The following is a 16,978-nucleotide window of genomic DNA, read 5'->3' on the forward strand; positions in this document are numbered from 1 at the left end:
CCCGGGCGGAGGCCCGGTCGTCTGCCTGGGCGTCTGCACGAGCCGCTGCCCGGGCGCTCGGGCGGCCGACCGGGCGGGCCACCGGCCCTCACTGCCCGGGGGCCGGTGGGGTGCGTACGGTGTCCTCACCGCCATGACCACCGAACCGACCGACGCCTCCCCTGTGAGTGCCCCGCCCGTGACTGCGACGCCCGCCCAGGGCCGCAAGCTGCTGCTCGCCGTCGACGCGCCGTCGCTGCTGCACCGCAACCACCACGCGCGGGCGGAGTCGGCGCTGCTCGACCAGGGCGGTCGCCCGGCGTGGGCGCTGCACGGCATGCTGCGCCAGATCCTCGAGGCCATCGACCAGTTCGCCCCCGACGCGGTCGTCTTCGGGCTCGACGACCGCCGCGACTCGGTGCGGGAGCGGATGTACCCGGCGTACAAGGCCGGACGCGCCGCCAAGGACGCCACCCTCGTCGACCAGCTCGAGCGGGCCGCGGCGCTCCTCGACGCCCTGGGCCTGCAGACCGTCACCCCGGCCGGGCTCGAGGCCGACGACGTGAGCGCCTCGGCCGCGGTGTGGGCCGAGACCCACGGGTGGGAGTGCGTCATCATCACCTCCGACCGCGACTCCTTCGCCCACATCAGCGAGCACACCCGCGTGCTGCGGCTGATCAACGGCGGCATCAACGCCTCCCCGCTGCTCAACCCCGCGCGGCTCTTCGCGCTCTACGGCATCGCCGCCGAGCACTACCTCGAGTACGCCGCCCTGCGCGGCGACGCCAGCGACAACCTGCCCGGCGTGCCCGGCATCGGGGAGAAGACCGCGCCGGTGCTGCTCTCCCAGATGGGCTCGATGCGCTCGGTGTGGGCCGACATCGAGCACTGCGACGGCGCCAACCTCGTCGCCGCGCTCGACTCCTACTGCGAGGAGACCGGCCAGCGCCGCATCGGCGCCGGGCTGCTCAAGCGGCTCACCGCACCGGGCGCCCGGGAGCGCTTCGACTTCAACCTCGCGATCATGTCGGGCCGCCCGGTCGACCTGGGGCTGACCCCCGACGTGCCCGGCACCCCGGGCCTGCTGCCGCTCGACCCCGACCGCGTCTCGCGCGTGGTCGGCTACCTCGGCGTGCCCGCCACCACCCAGCTGGCGCTGCGCGTGCTCACCGAGCCGCCGGGCTCGCGACTGGCCGCACCGACCTGGGGCTGACGGCCGCCCGCGGGGTGGGGCGCGGACGTCGGTGGTGGCACCGTCCGGGCCTGGCCGACTCGCCCGAAGGTTCCGCTCGTCCGTCCGCGCAATGGCCCCACCCCAGCGGTCGGATCGCGTCGCGCACCGCACCAGCCGCGCACACCCGCTCCGGCGGCGGGCCGTGCCCGCGCAATTGCGCCAGTTCAGCAACCCGACCGCCCCGGCAACCGCACCACCCGCGCAAACCCGCACCGCAGGCCCATGCCGTCCTTCGCAATTGCGCCACTCCAGCAGCCCGACCGCCCCCGACACCGCACCACCAGCGCAAACCCGCACCGGCACCCCACCACGCCCACGCAATTGCGCCACTCCAGCAACCCGACCGCCCCCGACACCGCACCACCCGCGCAAACCCGCACCGCAGGCCCATGCCGTCCTTCGCAATTGCGCCACTTCAGCAACCCGACCGCCCCCGACACCGCACCACCAGCGCAAACCCGACCCGGCAGCCCCACCACGCCCGCGCAATTGCGCTACTCCAGCAATCCGACCGCCCCGAGCGGCTCAGCCGCTGAAGCGGCTCAGGCGTGGGGGCGGGCGGCCGGGAGGGTGACGACGAAGCGGGCCCCGTGCGGGCCTGCGGGGCCCGACGTACGCCCCCCGGTGTCGCCGGCCACCGGGTCGAGGACGACGTCGCCGCCGGCGCTGCGGGCGACCCGGCGGGCCAGGGCGAGGCCGAGACCGCTGCTGCCGACCCCGGAGCGACCGGGCTCGAAGACGGTGTCGGCGTCCTCGGGCGCCACCCCGGGGCCGTCGTCCTCGACGACCACCCGCACGAGGTCGCCGTCGCGCTCGGTGCGCACGAGCACGTGGTGGGCCAGCTCGACGGCGTTGCGCACTACCGGCGCGAGGGCCCGTACGGCCAGGTCGTGGGAGAGCGCGAGGTCGACGCCGGCCCCGACCCGGGCCTCGACGCGGCCGTCGGGGTCGACCTCGGCGCACACGCTGGTGACGACCTCCCGCAGCCCGCTGCCGGCCCTGACCGGGCCCGAGCGGTCGCGGGCGAGGTCGAGGAGCCCGGTCACGGTGGCCGCCATCGCGCGGCAGGCGCTCTGGATGTCGGCGATGTCGGTGCGCAGCTCCTCGTCGAGGTCGCCGCGCAGCGCCACCAGGTCGGCCGTGGCGAGCACGGCGGTCAGCGGGGTGCGCAGCTCGTGGGCCAGCTCGGAGGTCAGCCGCTGCTCGGCGAGGATCGCGTCCGCGACGCGGGCGAGCAGCGCGTCGAGGGTGCGGCCGAGCGCGCGGATCTCGTTGGTCGGGGCTCCGAGGTCGAAGCGGCGGTCGAGGTCGTGCTCGCTCCAGTCCTCGGCGGTCGCGGCCATCGCCGCGACCGGCTGCAGGACGCGCCGGCTGGCCAGCGAGACCAGCAGCGTCGCCAGCCCCACGATGATCAGCCCGGCGACCACCGCCACCACCAGCGCGACGTGCTCGTCGGCCTCGTAGGGCGACAGCGACTCCGCGACCACCAGCACGCCACGGGCGGTCACGGGTGCCCCGGCCGCACCCGAGGCCGAGCCCTCACCGGAGCCGGGGCCGACGCCCTCGCCGGGGCCGGCGGCCTCCTGCTCGACGACGAAGGGACGAGCCAGCGCCCGGTAGCTCTCCCCCCGCGTGAGGCTGCGCTCGCTGGTGGATCCGGCGAGATCGGCGAAGGTGTCGGCCTGGGCGGGCGGCACGGTGCCCCCGACGAGCCGCCCCCGGTCGTCGTAGAGCGCCACGGCGGGCCCGAGCAGGTCGTCGGGCACGCTGACCGTGCCTGCCCGCGTGGCCTCGGCCGCGGCCACGACCGTGGCGGCACGGTCGTCGAGCACCCGCGCCACGGCGTCCTGCGAGGCCCCGTCGACCACGGCGTGCACCACGCCCACCAGGGCCAGGGCCACCGCCGCGCCGAGCACGGCGGTCCACAGCACGAGCTGGCGACGCAGGGAGCCCACGTCGGCAGCGGCGCCGGGCCACACCGGCAGTCCGCGGCGGCCGCGCGCACGGGGGCCGCGTGCGCCGTCGGCGCCGCTCACCTCACGACTCCGCGACCCGGTAGCCGATGCCGCGCACCGTCTCGATGACCACCGGCGACCCGATGCCGGCCAGCTTGGAGCGGATGCGCCGCAGGAAGCTGTCGACGGTGTTGTCGTGCACCACCGACCCGTCGGGCCAGGCCGCGGCGACCACGACGCGGCGTCGCACCACCTCGCCGGGCCGGGCGAGGATCGCGGCGAGCATGCGGTACTCGGTGGGGGTCAGCAGCACCTCGCCGTGGGCGGTGCGCGCGGCGTGGGCGACCGGGTCGAGCCGCAGCCCGCCTCGACCCGCGGCGTCGGCGTGCGCACGGGCCCGCCGGGCCACCAGCACGTCGAGGCGGGCCAGCAGCTCGGCCAGGTCGAAGGGCTTCACGACGTAGTCGTCGGCGCCGGCGGCGAAGCCCTGGAGCTTGTCGCGCACCTCGCCGAGCGCGGTGAGGAAGAGCACCGGGGCGGTCTGCCCGCCCGCCTGGAGCGCCTGCACCACGTCGCGGCCGTCGGCGTCGGGCAGGCCGATGTCGACCACGAGGGCGCCCAGGGCCGTGTCGTCGGCGAAGAGGCGCAGCGCCTCCCCGCCGTCGTGGGCGGCCACCACGTCGTGACCGGCCTGTCGCAGACCGCGCACGAGCACCTTGCGGATGCTCTCCTGGTCCTCGCAGACCCCGATGCGGGCCACGGCGGCGTGTCCTGGGCCCGGTCGCGGATCAGCGCGGCGCGGAGGCGCTGACCCGGTCGCCCCAGACCGCCTTCGCGCCCGAGTCGCCCACGCGGTAGACCTGCACCGCGGTGGCCAGCGCGGCCACGACGGCGAGCACCGCCACGACGGTCGTCAGCCACGAGGGGCCCGGGGCCGGCTTGCCCGCGGCCGAGCGGCGCGCGAGCACCACCATGACCAGGGCGAGCACCAGCAGCGGGATCGCGAACCACAGCAGCTGCTCGCCGAGCTCGGCGTGCTCGCCGGGGTCGCCCACCCGCTCCTCCAGCGCCTCTCCGCTCGAGGTCGCCACCGGCACCAGCACCGTGGCCACCGCGGCGATGCCGACCAGCAGCGGGCCGAAGGTCACCCGCCAGCGGGGCCGGACCGCGAGGGCGATGGTGCCGAGCACGGCCAGCGGCAGCAGCACCACCACGGCGTGCACCACGAGCGGGTGGACCGGCAGTCCGTTGATCAGGTCGAACACAGTGGCCTCCAGGAGCCGTGCGCCGGAGCCGACTCCCGGCCCGGAGCGCCCGGGTGGCGGGCGCCGGGACCGATCATCCCCGCCGCCACCTGCACGCAACCTGACCATGATCGCCGCCCGCGCGGCCGGCGTCACGCGGCTCGCCGTACCGGTGGGGTGCTGGGGTGGCCCGGGTGCGCGGGTCCTACTGGCCGTTGCGACCTCTACCTGACAGTCATGACGGTCAGGTAGTGGTCGCAACGGTCAGTAACATGCGCCCGCGGCGCCGACCACGGAGCCGCGGACCGTCGCGACACCCAGGGGAGCACCGGTGCGAGCAGTCGTCGTCGAGCAGTACGGGCAGGCACCGGTCGTGCGGGAGGTCGCCGACCCCGAGCCGCCCCCGGGCGGGGTGGTGGTGCGCGTGCACGCCACCGGGCTGTGCCGCAGCGACTGGCACGCGTGGGCCGGCCACGACGACGGCGTCACCCTGCCGCTCGTGCCGGGCCACGAGCTGGCGGGCACGGTGGTCGCCGTGGCCCCCGACGTACGCCGCTGGCGCGTGGGCGCCCGCGTGACCACGCCCTTCGTCTGCGGCTGCGGGCGCTGCGCGTGGTGCACGAGCGGCCAGGCCCAGGTCTGCCCCGACCAGACCCAGCCGGGCTTCACCCACGACGGCTCCTTCGCTGAGCTGGTCGCGCTGCGGGCCGCCGACACCAACCTCGTGGCCGTGCCCGACGCCGTCGGCGACGCCGCGGCGGCCAGCCTGGGCTGCCGCTTCGCCACCGCCTACCGCGCCCTGAGCGCCCGCGCCGACCTCCGCCCCGGCGAGTGGGTCACCGTCGTGGGCGCCGGCGGGGTCGGCCTCAGCGCGGTGATGATCGCGGTGGCCCGCGGGGCGCGGGTCGTGGCCGTCGACCGCTCCCCCGCCGCCCTCGACCTCGCCCGACGCCTCGGCGCCGAGCACACCGTGCTCGCCGCGGACCCGACCGACGGGCACGAGGCAGGGCGCGACGTCGGCCCCGGGCCGAGCCGGGTCGCCGAGGAGGTGCACGACCTCACCGGCGGCGGCAGCCACGTGGCGCTCGACGCCGTGGGCAGCGCGGCCACCTGCGCCGACGCGATCCACAGCCTGCGCCGCCGCGGGCGCCACGTGCAGGTCGGCCTCCTGCCCGCCGTCGACGGCCACCCGCCGGTGCCGATGGACCGGGTGGTGGCCTGGGAGATCGACGTGCTCGGCAGCCACGGCATGGCCGCGGCCGACTACCCCGCCCTGCTCGCCGAGGTCGAGCGCGGCGCGCTGCGCCCCCAGGACCTGCTCGAGCGGGTCGTCGACCTCGACGAGGGCGCGAGGCTGCTGCCCGGCGTCGCCACCGCGTCGCCGGCCGGCATCACCGTGATCGACCCGCGCCTGCCGGTCCGCGGCTGAGCCGGCGCCGCCGGCGTACCCAGCGCAGGGCCGCAGGGCGCGGCGCGGTGTCCGGACAGGGGGAAGCCTCCCGCGGCGTGGCCCGGCCCTGCCATCATCGGAGCCATGAGCACCGACAGCGCCGACGCCACCGCCACCGGGGTCACCTGGACCCCCGACCTGCTCGGCGAGGGCTACGAGCAGCACGTGATGGACCTCGGGGAGGACCCCGACGGCGAGGGCGAGGTCGCGGCGGTGCTCGTGCGGCGCGGCGTGCGCGAGGGCGAGTCCGTGCGCGGCGCGACCCTCTACGTCCACGGCTTCTCCGACTACTTCTTCCAGACCGAGCTGGCCGACTTCTTCGCCGAGCGCGGCCAGGCCTTCTACGGCCTCGACCTGCGCAAGTGCGGTCGCGCGCGCCGCGAGGGTCAGACGGCCCACTTCGTCAGCGACCTGGCGCAGTACGACGCCGAGCTCGACCGCTCCCTGGAGCTGGTGGCCGCGGCGCACCCGGGCGTGCCGGTCACCGTGGTCGCGCACTCCACCGGCGGCCTCATCGCCCCGCTGTGGCTCGACCGGCGCCGCCGCGCGGGCCGGCTCGCGCCGATCGCCGGGCTGGTGCTCAACAGCCCCTGGCTCGACCTCCAGGGCAAGCCGGTCATGCGCGGCCCGGTCACCTGGGCGGTGCGGGCGCTGTCGAGGGTGCGCCCGCTGCGCGCCCTCGACCTGCCCGAGGGCACCTACGGCGAGACGCTCCACGTCAGCGGCACCGGGGAGTGGGAGTTCGACACCGTCATGAAGCCGCTCGAGGGGTTCCCCGTCACCGTGGGCTGGCTCAACGCCGTGCGCCGCGGCCACGCCAGGCTCCACCGCGGGCTCGACGTGGGCGTGCCCTCGCTGGTGCTGCGCTCCGACAAGACCTACTACTCCTCGCGCTACTCCGAGCGCAGCGACCGCGCCGACACCGTGCTCGACGTGCGCCAGATCGCCCGCTGGTCGGGCTGCCTGGGCTCCGAGACCACGGTCGTGCCCGTCGTCGACGCCCGCCACGACGTCTTCCTCTCCCTCGCCGAGCCCCGCGCGGCCGCCTACGCCGCCGTCGACGCCTGGCTGCGCACCCACGACCTGGCCGGCTGAGGCCCCCGGGCGTACGGCGGGCCGCGTCAGCCCAGCGTGACCGGGAGCCGGTCGAAGCCGCGCAGGATGCGGGTGGTGCGGCGCCGGGCGCCGGGGGCGAGCGCGAGGTCGGGGAAGCGCTCGACGACCGCGCGCAGGCCGACCTCGCCCTCCATCCGCGCCAGGGCGGCGCCCAGGCAGTAGTGGCGCCCAGAGGAGAACGACACGTGGTCGGCGGCGTTCTCACGGGCCACGTCGAAGATGTCGGGGTCGGCGAAGACGTCGGGGTCGCGGTTGGCGGCCGCGAGCAGCGTGGTGACCGCGGCGCCGCGCGGCACCGGGACCCCGGAGAACGTCGTGTCGCGCAGCGTCATCCGCCCCGTGAGCAGCACGGGCGGGTCGTAGCGCAGGACCTCGTCGACGGCGTTGGGCCACAGCCCGGGCTCGGAGCGCAGCCGGGCGAGCTGGTCGGGGTGCTGGAGCAGCAGGGCGACGCCGTTGCCGAGGAGGTTGACCGTGGTCTCGAAGCCCGCGGCGAGCACGAGACCGGCGGTGGCCTTGAGCTCGGCGTCGGTGAGGGCCACGCCGTCGTCGGAGCGGGCGGTGACGAGCTGGCTCAACAGGTCGTCACCGGGGCTGCGGCGCACCTGGTCGATGTGGTCGCTGAGCCACGCCTCGAAGTCGGTCAGCGACGACTCCACGCGCCGGAAGCCGCCCCAGGTCAGCCCCAGGTCGAGGCTGGGCGCCGCGCCCGTGCCGAAGTCGAGCACCCGGCCGCGGTCGGCGGCGGGCACCCCGAGGATCTCGGCGATGACGGTGACCGGGAGCTGGGCGCAGTAGGTCTCGACGAGGTCCACCGCGGCGCCCGGCTCGCGGCGCGCCTGCGCCTCGAGGTCGTCGAGCAGCCCGGCGGCGATCTGCTCGGTGCGCTCGCGCAGACCCTGCACGGCCTTGACCGAGAAGACCCGCGTGACGAGCTTGCGGTAGCGGGTGTGGTCGGGCGGCTCGGTCACCAGCAGCGAGGGCGGGGTCAGCGGACCGATCGGCGCCTGCCGGGCGGCCCAGTGGCCGATGCGACCGAGCACGCCGCCGGGTGAGAACTCCACCCCGGCCCGCACGTCGGCGCTGGTGAGCACCTCCTTGACCACCGGCTGGGAGGCGGTGACGAAGGCGAACTTCGAGCGGTGCAGCGGGCCGTCGGCCCGGATCGCCTCGAAGAGCTCCAGCGGCACGGTCTCCCCGTCGCGGGTCGCCTCGATCAGGCGCCCGTGCAGGTCGCCCTGCTTGGCCGCGCTGCGGATCGCCGTGGCCGGCAGCGCGTGGCCGAAGCCCCACCGCACCGCCGAGGCCGCCCGGCCGCCGACCTGCTCCTGGATGCTCATGGGCCCACCTCTCCTCGCCGACACCGGCCACGACCTGGGATACCGATCGGTATCGAGTACTGGTGAGTATCGTAGCGACCGATGTCAACCTCCCCCGAGCACCGCCCCACCACCGCGGGCGCCGCTGATGGCGTTCCCGATCCCGCCGTGCGTCGTCGACCCCCGCGCGACGAGGTCCGTCGTGCCCTGCTCGACGCCGCGGCCGAGCTCTTCGCCCGCGGCGGCATCGACGCCACCAGCCTCGACGACGTGGCCCGCGCGGCGGGCTTCACCAAGGGCGCCGTCTACTCCAACTTCGGCAGCAAGGACGGTCTGGTCGACGCCCTGGCCGAGGACCGGATCTCGGCCTACCTCGACCTGGGCCTGGCCGCCGTCAGCGACGTGGCGGTGCCCCTGGAGCAGCAGGCCCGCGACCTGGGCGACCGGCTCAGCGCCGCCGCCGAGGAGCAGCGCGACTGGCACCTGCTCTTCCTCGAGCTGTGGCAGCGCGCGGTGCGCGGCGAGGGCTCGCAGGCCTTCCGCGAGCGCCGTCGTGACCTGCACGGGGCGGTCACCGCCGCCATCGCCGAGCACGTCGACGCCGCCGGGGTCGCCGCCCCGCTGCCGGCCGAGGAGCTGGCCACGGTGCTCATGGCGCTCTCCAACGGGCTGGCCATTGAGCGGCACGCCGACCCCGGCTCGGTCGCCGACGACCTGCTGGGGCGGGTGCTGGTGGTGCTGATGGGTGCGGCTCCCCCGGGACGACCCGCTGACGTGGCGCGCGAGCAGACCCGGGGCGAGGCTCAGAGCAGCGTGGACCAGTAGTCCCAGAAGCGCACGCCGATGAGACCCACCACGACGACGAGCGCGAGGAGCAGCACCAGCGCGTGGGCGTCGCGCAGCAGCGCGGTGAGCGAGGAGTCGCGGGCCCGCTCCCCCAGCACGCCGCTGCTGAGGTTGCGCAGCGTGACGTACCAGAAGACCGGCACGACCACGCTCCACACGACCATGCAGTAGGGGCACAGCGCGCCGATGCTGTAGAGGCTCTGGTCGATCAGCCAGGCCACGAAGACCAGGCCCACGGTGGCCCCGGCCTGCAGCCCCAGCCACCACCAGCGCGGCAGCCGCACCCGGGCCAGCACCAGCGCCCCCGTCACGACGAGCACGGGGAAGGCCGCGATGCCGATCAGCGGGTTGGGGAAGCCCAGCAGCGAGGCCTGGTCGGTCGCCATCACCGAGCCGCAGCTCAGCACGGGGTTGATGCTGCAGCTGGGCACGTAGGAGGGATCGGTGAGCAGCTTGATCTTCTCCACCGCGAGGGTGAACGCCGCCAGCCCCCCGACCAGCCCGCCGAGCAGCAGCAGCCAGCCCAGCGCGCGGTCGGCGTACGCCGCACCGCCGCCACCGGCCGCGGCGCCGCCGTCGTGGTCCGGGTGGTGGTCCGGTCCGTGGTCCGGGTCGTGGAGGTGGTCGGGCGGGACCGACCCCTGCGGGTCGACGACCTCGGCACGCTGCGACACGGGGCACCCTCCTGCCACGTCGGGTCGGGACACTGGGCCCGACGGGCGCATCGGCGCCCTCGGGCATGGTATTCGACCCCGGCCGCGCGCACCTGAGTTCACCCTGAGGGGCTCTTGTGAGGACCCGGGCACTCCGACATCGTGGATCGGACGGCTTCCGCCGTCAGCCCCACCCCACGCGCACCACCTCCGCTCCACGGAGTCTCAGAAGGAGTCATCTCATGGTCATCGGCCTGGGCATCGTCCTCATCGTCGTCGGACTCGTCTTCGTCCTCGACGTCATCACCCTCGACCTCGCCAACGTGGAGGACACCACCCTCGGGTGGATCCTGCTCGCCGCCGGCGTGCTCGCGATCGTCGTGTCGCTCATCGTCAACCAGCAGCGCACGCGCAGCGTGCACGTGACCGAGCGTCGCGACACCCTCCCCCCGCGCTGAGCAGCCGCGTGAGCGCCGCCCACTCGCTGGAGGGCCCCACCGACCCGCCCGTGCTCCACCTGGCCACCGCGGCCCCGCTGTCGGCTCCCGAGCCGCTGCGGGCCGAGGGGGTCCGTCTCGACCTGCCCCGCACCCACCAGCACCTGTGGGACCTGCGCGGCGTGGAGTTCGAGGACGGCCTGACCGTGCGCTCCTACGAGTGCACGGGCTGCACCGACGTGCTCTTCCGCTGAGCCGTCGTCACGACGGCACCCAGCAGCGGGACCCCGCCGGCAGTCGCCGGCGGGGTCTCGTCACGTCGGGGCCCACCTCCGCGACGACCGCGCCGGGCGGTGCTCAGTCGCGCTGCAGCATCCGCGAGCGGTCGGGCTCGAAGCCGTGGGACATGCCGTAGGCCACGGCCTGGGAGCGGCTGGTGACCTCGAGCTTGCGGTAGGCGGTGCGGATGTAGGTCTTGACCGAGTTGATGCTGAGGTAGGTGCGCTCGGCGATCTCCTGGTTGGTCAGGCCCTGCACGATCAGCGCGAGCATCTCGCTCTCGCGGCCCGAGAGGCCCAGGTCGCGGCCGGGCCAGCTGACGGCGTCGCCGGTGGCGTCGTCCTCGGCGCCCTCGTCGTCGCCACCGCTGCCCATCGGCGGCACGACCCGGGCGCCCGCGTGCACGCGCTCGATCGACTCCACCAGGTCGGCCGACGACATCGACTTGGCGAGGTAGCCCGACGCGCCGGCCTTGAGGCTGTCCTGCACCAGGGCCTCGTCGACGTTCCAGCTGTAGACGGCCAGGCGGGCACCGGCGGAGCCCACCTCGTGGACCAGGTCGCGCAGCTCGGTGCAGGCGCCCTGGGTCTGGGCGAAGCTGTCGAAGAGCACCACGTCGACGTCGCTCTCGACCGGCACGTTGACGGCCAGCTCCACGACCTCGACCCGGTCGGCGAAGGGCGCCAAGGCACCCGCGAGGCCCTTCACGACCAGCTCGTAGTCGTTGACGATCGCGAGGCGGATGGGGGAATCGGTCGACACGAGCCCGACCCTACTCACGCCGCACCCCGGGGGCGAGCCGTCCCACCCGTGGGGAGGTGATCCGCGTGCGGGGTCAGGGTGAGGCGCGGCCGATCACGGCCCGCGCCAGCTCCGCCTCGGTGAGCCCGAGCCCGAGGGCGGTCTCGCGCAGCCGCTCGCGCGCCGACACGACATCGAGGTGGAGCAGGGCGGCCCACACGCCCGTGGCCGTGTCGATGGCGGCGCGGTCCTCGGCGCGACGCGGAGCCTCGCAGGCCTCGACGCGTCGGGCGAAGCCGAGGTCGGCGTCGGACACGGCGCCCGGCGCCCACGCGTCGAAGAGGCGCGCCAGCTCGTCGTGCCGGCCGACGAAGGCGCCGGGCGAGGCGGCGTAGAGGTCGATCGTGCCGACGACGTCGCCGGCCCTCAGGATGGGCATCGTCAGCGTGCTCCCGACACCGCGGGCGGCCGAGGCGCGACCCGACGTGCTCCACGACGACTCCTGGCAAGGATCGTCGGACGCCGCGGGCTGGGCCACCGCGGACGTCGCGGTCTCGAGGCAGGGGCTCGCCGCACGCTCGGCGGCCGAGGCCTCGACCGTCAGCACGAGACCGAGGTCGGCGTGCTCCCACGTGAGCCCGATGCAGTCGGGCACGACCTCGCGGGCCCGCTCGCCCAGCAGGCAGAGCCAGCGCAGGACGTCGTCGTCCACCGAGGCCGCGTCGAGGTTGTCGACCGCGGCCACGGACTCGGGGATGGGCTGCACGGTGCACCTCCCGCCTCATCTGCCTCCATGGTGCGGCCGGCTCCGCGGGGACGAACCACCCCTCGGGGTGCCTCCCGGCCCCGCCCGGTCCGTGCGGGGTCGGACCGGTCCGCGACGGCGGGCGGGACCGAGCGGGACAGGGCGCGGGGCCGCGGCCCTCTCAGGCGGCCGAGCGCCGAGAGGAGCTGCCGGTGCGGGCCAGGAGCACCGCGGTCGCGACGCCCGCGAGGGCCACCAGGGCGCCGACGCAGGCCACCGTCAGCGGCCAGCCACCGGCGTGCCAGCCGAGCCCGACCAGGGCGCCGAAGACCGACGAGCCGACGTAGTAGGAGGCGACGTAGAGCGCGCTGGTGCGCGCCGGCTGGGCCGAGCCGACCACCGGGGCCCAGCCGCTGGCCACCGAGTGGGCGCCGAAGAAGCCGGAGGTCAGCACGACCAGGCCGACGACCACCAGCCACAGCACGTCGGGCAGCGTGAGCAGCAGACCTGCGCCCATCACCGCCACCGACACCACCAGCACGACCGCTCGCCCGACCCGGTCGGCGGCGCGACCCGCGACCGCGGACGCCGCGGTGCCGGCGAGGTAGGCCAGGAAGACCAGCCCGACGACCGCCGCGGGCAGCTCGAAGGCCGGACCGGTGAGCCGGTAGGTGAGGTAGTTGTAGGTGGCCACGAAGCCGCCCATGAGCAGGAACGGCAGAGCCAGCACCGCCAGCACCGCCGGGTCGCGCAGCAGGTCGACCACCCGCCCCGGGGGCGGCGGCACCCCGATGGCGCTGGCCACGCCCGCCGCGGGCCCCGGCACGAGGCGCAGGAAGGCCAGGGTCGCGAGCAGGGCGCAGACGCCCAGCGCCACCACGGCCCAGCGCCAGCTGCCGGCGAGGTCGACGACCGCGGAGGTCACCACGCGCCCACCGACGCCGCCGAGGGAGTTGCCGGCGACGTAGAGCCCCATCGCCGTCGCCAGGCCGCGCGGGTGGACCTCGGCCGCGACGTGGCCCATCGCCACGCCCACCACCAGCGCCAGGGCCGCACCGGTGAGGCCGCGCGCCACGAGGAGCAGCGGGTACGTCGGCGCCACCGCGCTCAGCAGCGTCAGCACCGCGGCGACGAGCAGGCCGAGCCGCATCGTGGCGACGCGTCCGCGCTGGGCGCCGATGCGGGTGGCGGGGATGACGAGCAGCGCCAGCAGGCCGGTGGTCACCGAGATGGTGAGGCTGGCCCGGGTGGCGTCGACGCCGAAGTCGGCGCCGATCTCCGGCAGCAGCGGCTGGGTGGCGTAGAGCATGCCGAAGGCGGCCAGCCCCGCCGCGCCCATCGCGAGGTTGAGGCGGCGGAAGTCGCGCGAGCCCGGGAGGTGCCCCGCGGGACCGGCCGGCGCAGGCGCGACGGGCACGCCGGCGCGGGTGGCCGTGGGGTCCAGGTCGCTCGGGCGTCTCACGTGACCCAGTCTCTCGTGCCGCCGCTGATGACTCCAATGCACCGGTCGACCTAGACTCATGCGCGTGCAGCATGACTCCGCCGGCTTCCTGCGACCGCTCGAGGAGCTGCTCGCCGTGGCGCGCACGGGTCACGTCACCGATGCCGCCGCCGAGCTGGGCGTGCCGCAGCCGACCCTGAGCCGCTCCCTGGCGCGACTGTCGGCCGAGGTCGGCGCCCCCCTCCTGCTGCGCCGGGGACGCGGGATCGCACTCAGCCGTCACGGGCGACTGCTGGCCGACGCCGCCGAGCGGGCCGTGGCGGAGGTCGAGGAGGCCCTGCGCGCCATCCGGGCCGAGGTCGACCCCGGGGCCGGCCGGGTGCGGCTCGGCTTCCAGCACGCCCTCGGCGCCGACCTGGTGCCGCGGGCGCTGCGGGTCTTCCACGACCGTCACCCACGGGTGACCCTGCAGCTGGCCGAGGGCGGCGCCGAGCACCTCGTCGCCGACGTGGCCGGCGGCCGTCTCGACCTCGCGCTCGTGGCCGTGCTCGAGCCCTCGACCGGGACGGGGCTGGCCTCGCTGGTGCTCGGCACGCAGCCGCTGCGCGTGCTGCTCCCCCGCGGTCACCACCTGGCGGGTCCGGGCGACCACGGGGCCTCGGGGCGCGGCTCGCGGGGGGCCGAGGACGGCCGCGCGGGGCAGGTCGCGCTGACCGACCTCGCCGAGGAGCCCTTCGTGGCGATGGCGACCGGCTACGGGCTGCGCACCATCACCGACGCGATGATGCGCGAGGCGGGCGCTCCGCGGCGCCCGGCGTACGAGTGCGAGGACCTCGCGACCGCCGGCGGGCTGGTCGCGGCGGGCCTGGGCTTCACCGTCGTGCCGGCCGGTGTCGACTACCCCGGCACGGTCGAGGTCGCCCTCGACGCCGGGGCGCGGCGCGCGGAGCGCGTCGTGCAGCTGGTGTGGTCGAGCGCCGGGCCACCGGCCCCCGTGACCGCGCTGCGCGACGTGCTCGAGGAGACCCTCCCGGGCCTCCTCGGGGCGTCACCGCCCCGCGACGACCGCGCGGGTCGCGCCGCAGGCCACGACGCGGGGCCCCGCGCGGGTCACAGCGCAGAACACGGTGCGGGTCACAGGACGTAGAGCATCTCCTGGTAGGTCGGCAGCGACCACAGGTCGTCGGCCACGAGGCCCTCGAGGGTGTCGGCGGCCGCACGCACGGCCGCCATCGCGGGCAGCACCCCGTCGCGCACCGCGGTCGCCGCCGCCAGGGCGTCGGCGGGGTGCTCGTGGGCGAGCGCGGCGCCGAGGTCGGCCAGACCGGCGCGCAGCGCGGCCAGCGGCTCGGAGACCGACAGCAGCGTGGAGGTGTCGGCCTCGACGCCGGCCGCCTTGAGCGCCGCGACGTTGCCGGCCAGCTCGGTCTGGTAGCGCAGCGCCGCGGGCAGGACGATCGTCGTGCCCATCTCCAGGGTGAGGTTGGCCTCGACGCCGACGCTGAGCACGTACTGCTCCAGGCCGATCTCGTAGCGGCTGTGCATCTCGCGCTCGTTGAAGACGCCGTAGGCCGAGAACAGCGCGAGCGCCTCGGGGGCGATCAGCTCGGGCAGGGCGTCGACGGTGGTGCGCAGGTTCTTCAGCCCCCGCTGCTCGGCCTCGACCGGCCACTCCTCGGAGTAGCCGTTGCCGTTGAAGATCACCGCACCGTGGTCGCTGATGACCTGGGTCAGCAGCGCCTGCACGGCCTCGTTGAAGTCGGTGCCGGCCGCGACGGCGTCCTCGAGGAAGCTCGCGCAGTGGTCGAGGGCCTCGGCCATGATCGTGTTGAGCACCACCATCGGGCCCGCCACCGTCTGGTTGGACCCCGGTGCGCGGAACTCGAAGCGGTTGCCGGTGAAGGCGAAGGGGCTGGTGCGGTTGCGGTCGCCCGGGTCCTTGGTGAGGTTGGGCAGCGTGTCGACGCCGATCGTCAGCGTGCCGCGCTCCTTGGAGCGGGTGGCACCGCCCTTGGCGATCTGGTCGAAGACGTCGGCGAGCTGGTCGCCGAGGAAGACCGAGATGATCGCCGGCGGGGCCTCGTTGGCGCCGAGGCGGTGGTCGTTGGAGGCCGAGGCGACCGAGGCCCGCAGCAGCCCGCCGTACTGGTGGACGCCGCGGATGACCGCGGCGCAGAAGACGAGGAACTGCGCGTTGTCGTGCGGGGTCTCCCCCGGCACGAGGAGGCTGCCGAGCTCGGCGTTGCCCAGGGAGAAGTTGACGTGCTTGCCCGAGCCGTTGACGCCGTCGAAGGGCTTCTCGTGGAAGAGGCACTCCATGCCGTGCTTGCGCGCGACCGACTTGAAGGTGGTCATGAGCAGCTGCTGGTGGTCGGAGGCCTCGTTGGCCCGCTCGAACATCGGCGCCACCTCGAACTGGCCCGGCGCGACCTCGTTGTGGCGGGTCTTGGCCGGGATGCCGAGCTTGAAGAGCTCGCGCTCGGTGTCCATCATGAAGCCGAGCACGCGCTCGGGGATCGCGCCGAAGTAGTGGTCGTCGAACTCCTGGCCCTTGGGCGGCCTGGCGCCGAAGAGGGTGCGCCCGGCGTTGAGCAGGTCGGGGCGGGCCATGAAGAAGTGGCTGTCGACCAGGAAGTACTCCTGCTCGGGGCCGCAGTAGGCCACCACGTTGTCGGGGTCGTCGTGGCCGAAGAGCGTGAGCACCCGCTTGGCGTGGACCGACATCGCCTGCTGCGAGCGCAGCACGGGGGTCTTGTGGTCGAGCGCCTCGCCGGTCATCGAGATGAAGACGGTGGGGATGCACAGCGTGTTGCCGTTCGGGTTCTCCAGCACGTAGGCCGGGCTCATGACGTCCCATCCGGTGTAACCGCGCGCCTCGAAGGTGTTGCGCAGCCCGCCGTTGGGAAAGCTCGAGGCGTCGGGCTCACCCTGCACCAGGGTCTTGCCGGAGAAGGACGCGAAGGCCGTGCCGTCGCCGACCGGGTCGAGGAAGCTGTCGTGCTTCTCCGCGGTCAGGCCGGTGAGGGGGTAGAAGACGTGGGCGTAGTGCGTGGCGCCCTTCTCCATCGCCCAGTCCTTCATGGCCGAGGCCACCGCGTCGGCGACGTCGGGGTCGAGCGGCGTCGACCGCTCGATGGTGGAGACGACCGACTTGTAGACGCTCTTCGGCAGCCGCTTCTGCATCACGGTGAGGCTGAAGACGTTCTGCCCGAAGATGGCGCCGGGCTCCTCGCCGGGGTCGAAGCTGATCGGCGGAGCGACGGTGGCCTCGACGGCCCTCATGGCCTGCAGGCGGACGGGATTGGCGCTCATCGGTGTCTCCTCGGACGGCGGGGCGGTAGCCGGACCGTAGGGGGCGCGCGTGTCGGGGGTGTTTCGCCCGAGTCACGTGGGCCGCCGGGGCGACGCGATACGCGTCACGTGCTCGGAGGCTGGGCCGGGTGGAGGGGCCCGGAGGACGGCGGACCAAGCGGGGCGAGGACGGGTCTCGGAGCGGGGCTCGACGAGGACGTGTGTGCCAGGCCGCGGCTTCTGGGGGG

The 16,978-nt window shown here is 75.1% G+C and carries 16 protein-coding genes; 7 read left to right on the plus strand and 9 right to left on the minus strand.

The genetic code is table 11. The features are described 5' to 3' along the window. The first annotated feature begins 178 nt into the window (after positions 1-178). Positions 179-1,192: a 5'-3' exonuclease gene (locus tag IR170_RS12315; protein ID WP_193664452.1), complete on the plus strand. Its 1,014-nt coding sequence runs from the start codon at positions 179-181 to the stop codon at positions 1,190-1,192. 563 nt (positions 1,193-1,755) lie between these two features. Here the strand turns inward: IR170_RS12315 and IR170_RS20355 are convergent. Genes IR170_RS20355 through IR170_RS12330 form a run of 3 tightly spaced genes read right to left on the minus strand, consistent with a single transcriptional unit; the run spans position 1,756 to position 4,433 of the window. Then, positions 1,756-3,249, minus strand: coding sequence for a sensor histidine kinase (locus tag IR170_RS20355; RefSeq protein ID WP_193664454.1), 1,494 nt, complete (start codon positions 3,247-3,249; stop codon positions 1,756-1,758). Between the two features lies 1 nt (position 3,250). Further along, positions 3,251-3,928: a response regulator transcription factor gene (locus IR170_RS20360; RefSeq protein ID WP_193664456.1), complete on the minus strand. Its 678-nt coding sequence runs from the start codon at positions 3,926-3,928 to the stop codon at positions 3,251-3,253. Positions 3,929-3,956: 28 nt separating this feature from the next. Next, positions 3,957-4,433: a DUF2231 domain-containing protein gene (locus tag IR170_RS12330; protein ID WP_193664458.1), complete on the minus strand. Its 477-nt coding sequence runs from the start codon at positions 4,431-4,433 to the stop codon at positions 3,957-3,959. Positions 4,434-4,743: 310 nt separating this feature from the next. On the opposite strand from IR170_RS12330, the gene IR170_RS20365 reads away from it, so the two are divergent. After that, positions 4,744-5,841 carry a zinc-dependent alcohol dehydrogenase family protein gene (locus IR170_RS20365; RefSeq protein WP_193664460.1) on the plus strand — a complete coding sequence of 366 codons (1,098 nt, stop codon included), beginning with the start codon at positions 4,744-4,746 and terminating at the stop codon, positions 5,839-5,841. A 105-nt stretch (positions 5,842-5,946) separates the two neighbouring features. Continuing rightward, positions 5,947-6,957, plus strand: coding sequence for an alpha/beta hydrolase (locus IR170_RS12340; RefSeq protein ID WP_193664462.1), 1,011 nt, complete (start codon positions 5,947-5,949; stop codon positions 6,955-6,957). A 26-nt stretch (positions 6,958-6,983) separates the two neighbouring features. On the opposite strand, the gene IR170_RS12345 is transcribed toward IR170_RS12340, so the two are convergent. After that, entirely contained in the window at positions 6,984-8,318 is a 1,335-nt protein-coding gene (locus IR170_RS12345) for a cytochrome P450 (protein ID WP_193664464.1), read from the minus strand. A gap of 81 nt (positions 8,319-8,399) precedes the next feature. Between IR170_RS12345 and IR170_RS12350 the strand changes: the two genes are divergently transcribed. Next, positions 8,400-9,122 carry a TetR/AcrR family transcriptional regulator gene (locus IR170_RS12350; RefSeq protein WP_193664466.1) on the plus strand — a complete coding sequence of 241 codons (723 nt, stop codon included), beginning with the start codon at positions 8,400-8,402 and terminating at the stop codon, positions 9,120-9,122. Here the strand turns inward: IR170_RS12350 and IR170_RS12355 are convergent. After that, positions 9,101-9,817 carry a vitamin K epoxide reductase family protein gene (locus IR170_RS12355; protein WP_319805047.1) on the minus strand — a complete coding sequence of 239 codons (717 nt, stop codon included), beginning with the start codon at positions 9,815-9,817 and terminating at the stop codon, positions 9,101-9,103. The two genes, IR170_RS12350 and IR170_RS12355, sit on opposite strands and share 22 nt — an antisense overlap. Positions 9,818-10,038: 221 nt before the next feature. Here IR170_RS12355 and IR170_RS12360 point away from each other — a divergent pair, with 221 nt between their 5' ends. Both IR170_RS12360 and IR170_RS12365 read left to right on the plus strand, forming a co-directional pair. After that, positions 10,039-10,254 carry a DUF6458 family protein gene (locus tag IR170_RS12360; RefSeq protein ID WP_193664469.1) on the plus strand — a complete coding sequence of 72 codons (216 nt, stop codon included), beginning with the start codon at positions 10,039-10,041 and terminating at the stop codon, positions 10,252-10,254. 8 nt (positions 10,255-10,262) lie between these two features. Then, a complete protein-coding gene (locus IR170_RS12365; RefSeq protein ID WP_193664471.1) occupies positions 10,263-10,487 on the plus strand; it encodes a hypothetical protein in 225 nt (74 codons plus the stop codon). Positions 10,488-10,590: 103 nt separating this feature from the next. Here IR170_RS12365 and IR170_RS12370 read toward each other — a convergent pair whose 3' ends face one another. From IR170_RS12370 to IR170_RS12380, 3 genes are all read right to left on the minus strand, one after another. Next, a complete protein-coding gene (locus tag IR170_RS12370) occupies positions 10,591-11,274 on the minus strand; it encodes a response regulator transcription factor (protein WP_193664473.1) in 684 nt (227 codons plus the stop codon). Positions 11,275-11,347: 73 nt separating this feature from the next. Then, positions 11,348-12,019 (minus strand): ANTAR domain-containing protein, encoded by a 672-nt coding sequence (locus IR170_RS12375; protein ID WP_193664475.1) that lies wholly within the window; start codon positions 12,017-12,019, stop codon positions 11,348-11,350. Positions 12,020-12,179: 160 nt separating this feature from the next. Continuing rightward, positions 12,180-13,460 (minus strand): MFS transporter, encoded by a 1,281-nt coding sequence (locus IR170_RS12380; RefSeq protein WP_319805048.1) that lies wholly within the window; start codon positions 13,458-13,460, stop codon positions 12,180-12,182. A gap of 64 nt (positions 13,461-13,524) precedes the next feature. Here IR170_RS12380 and IR170_RS12385 point away from each other — a divergent pair, with 64 nt between their 5' ends. After that, complete coding sequence (locus tag IR170_RS12385) at positions 13,525-14,586, plus strand: LysR family transcriptional regulator (RefSeq protein ID WP_193664479.1); 1,062 nt, start codon at positions 13,525-13,527, stop codon at positions 14,584-14,586. On the opposite strand, the gene IR170_RS12390 is transcribed toward IR170_RS12385, so the two are convergent. Then, positions 14,574-16,751: a glutamine synthetase III family protein gene (locus IR170_RS12390; RefSeq protein ID WP_056862623.1), complete on the minus strand. Its 2,178-nt coding sequence runs from the start codon at positions 16,749-16,751 to the stop codon at positions 14,574-14,576. The two genes, IR170_RS12385 and IR170_RS12390, sit on opposite strands and share 13 nt — an antisense overlap. Between the last annotated feature and the right edge of the window lie 227 nt (positions 16,752-16,978).

Source organism: Nocardioides kribbensis, from assembly GCF_015070375.1.
GTDB classification, from domain to species: domain Bacteria; phylum Actinomycetota; class Actinomycetes; order Propionibacteriales; family Nocardioidaceae; genus Nocardioides; species Nocardioides kribbensis.

Excerpts from the sequence above, each read along its gene's own strand:
- IR170_RS12340 (WP_193664462.1), top strand. The coding sequence starts at position 5,947 with ATGAGCACCGACAGCGCCGACGCCACCGCCACCGGGGTCACCTGGACC.
- IR170_RS12350 (WP_193664466.1), top strand. The coding sequence starts at position 8,400 with ATGTCAACCTCCCCCGAGCACCGCCCCACCACCGCGGGCGCCGCTGAT.
- IR170_RS12360 (WP_193664469.1), top strand. The coding sequence starts at position 10,039 with ATGGTCATCGGCCTGGGCATCGTCCTCATCGTCGTCGGACTCGTCTTC.
- IR170_RS12345 (WP_193664464.1), bottom strand. The coding sequence starts at position 8,318 with ATGAGCATCCAGGAGCAGGTCGGCGGCCGGGCGGCCTCGGCGGTGCGG.
- IR170_RS12390 (WP_056862623.1), bottom strand. The coding sequence starts at position 16,751 with ATGAGCGCCAATCCCGTCCGCCTGCAGGCCATGAGGGCCGTCGAGGCC.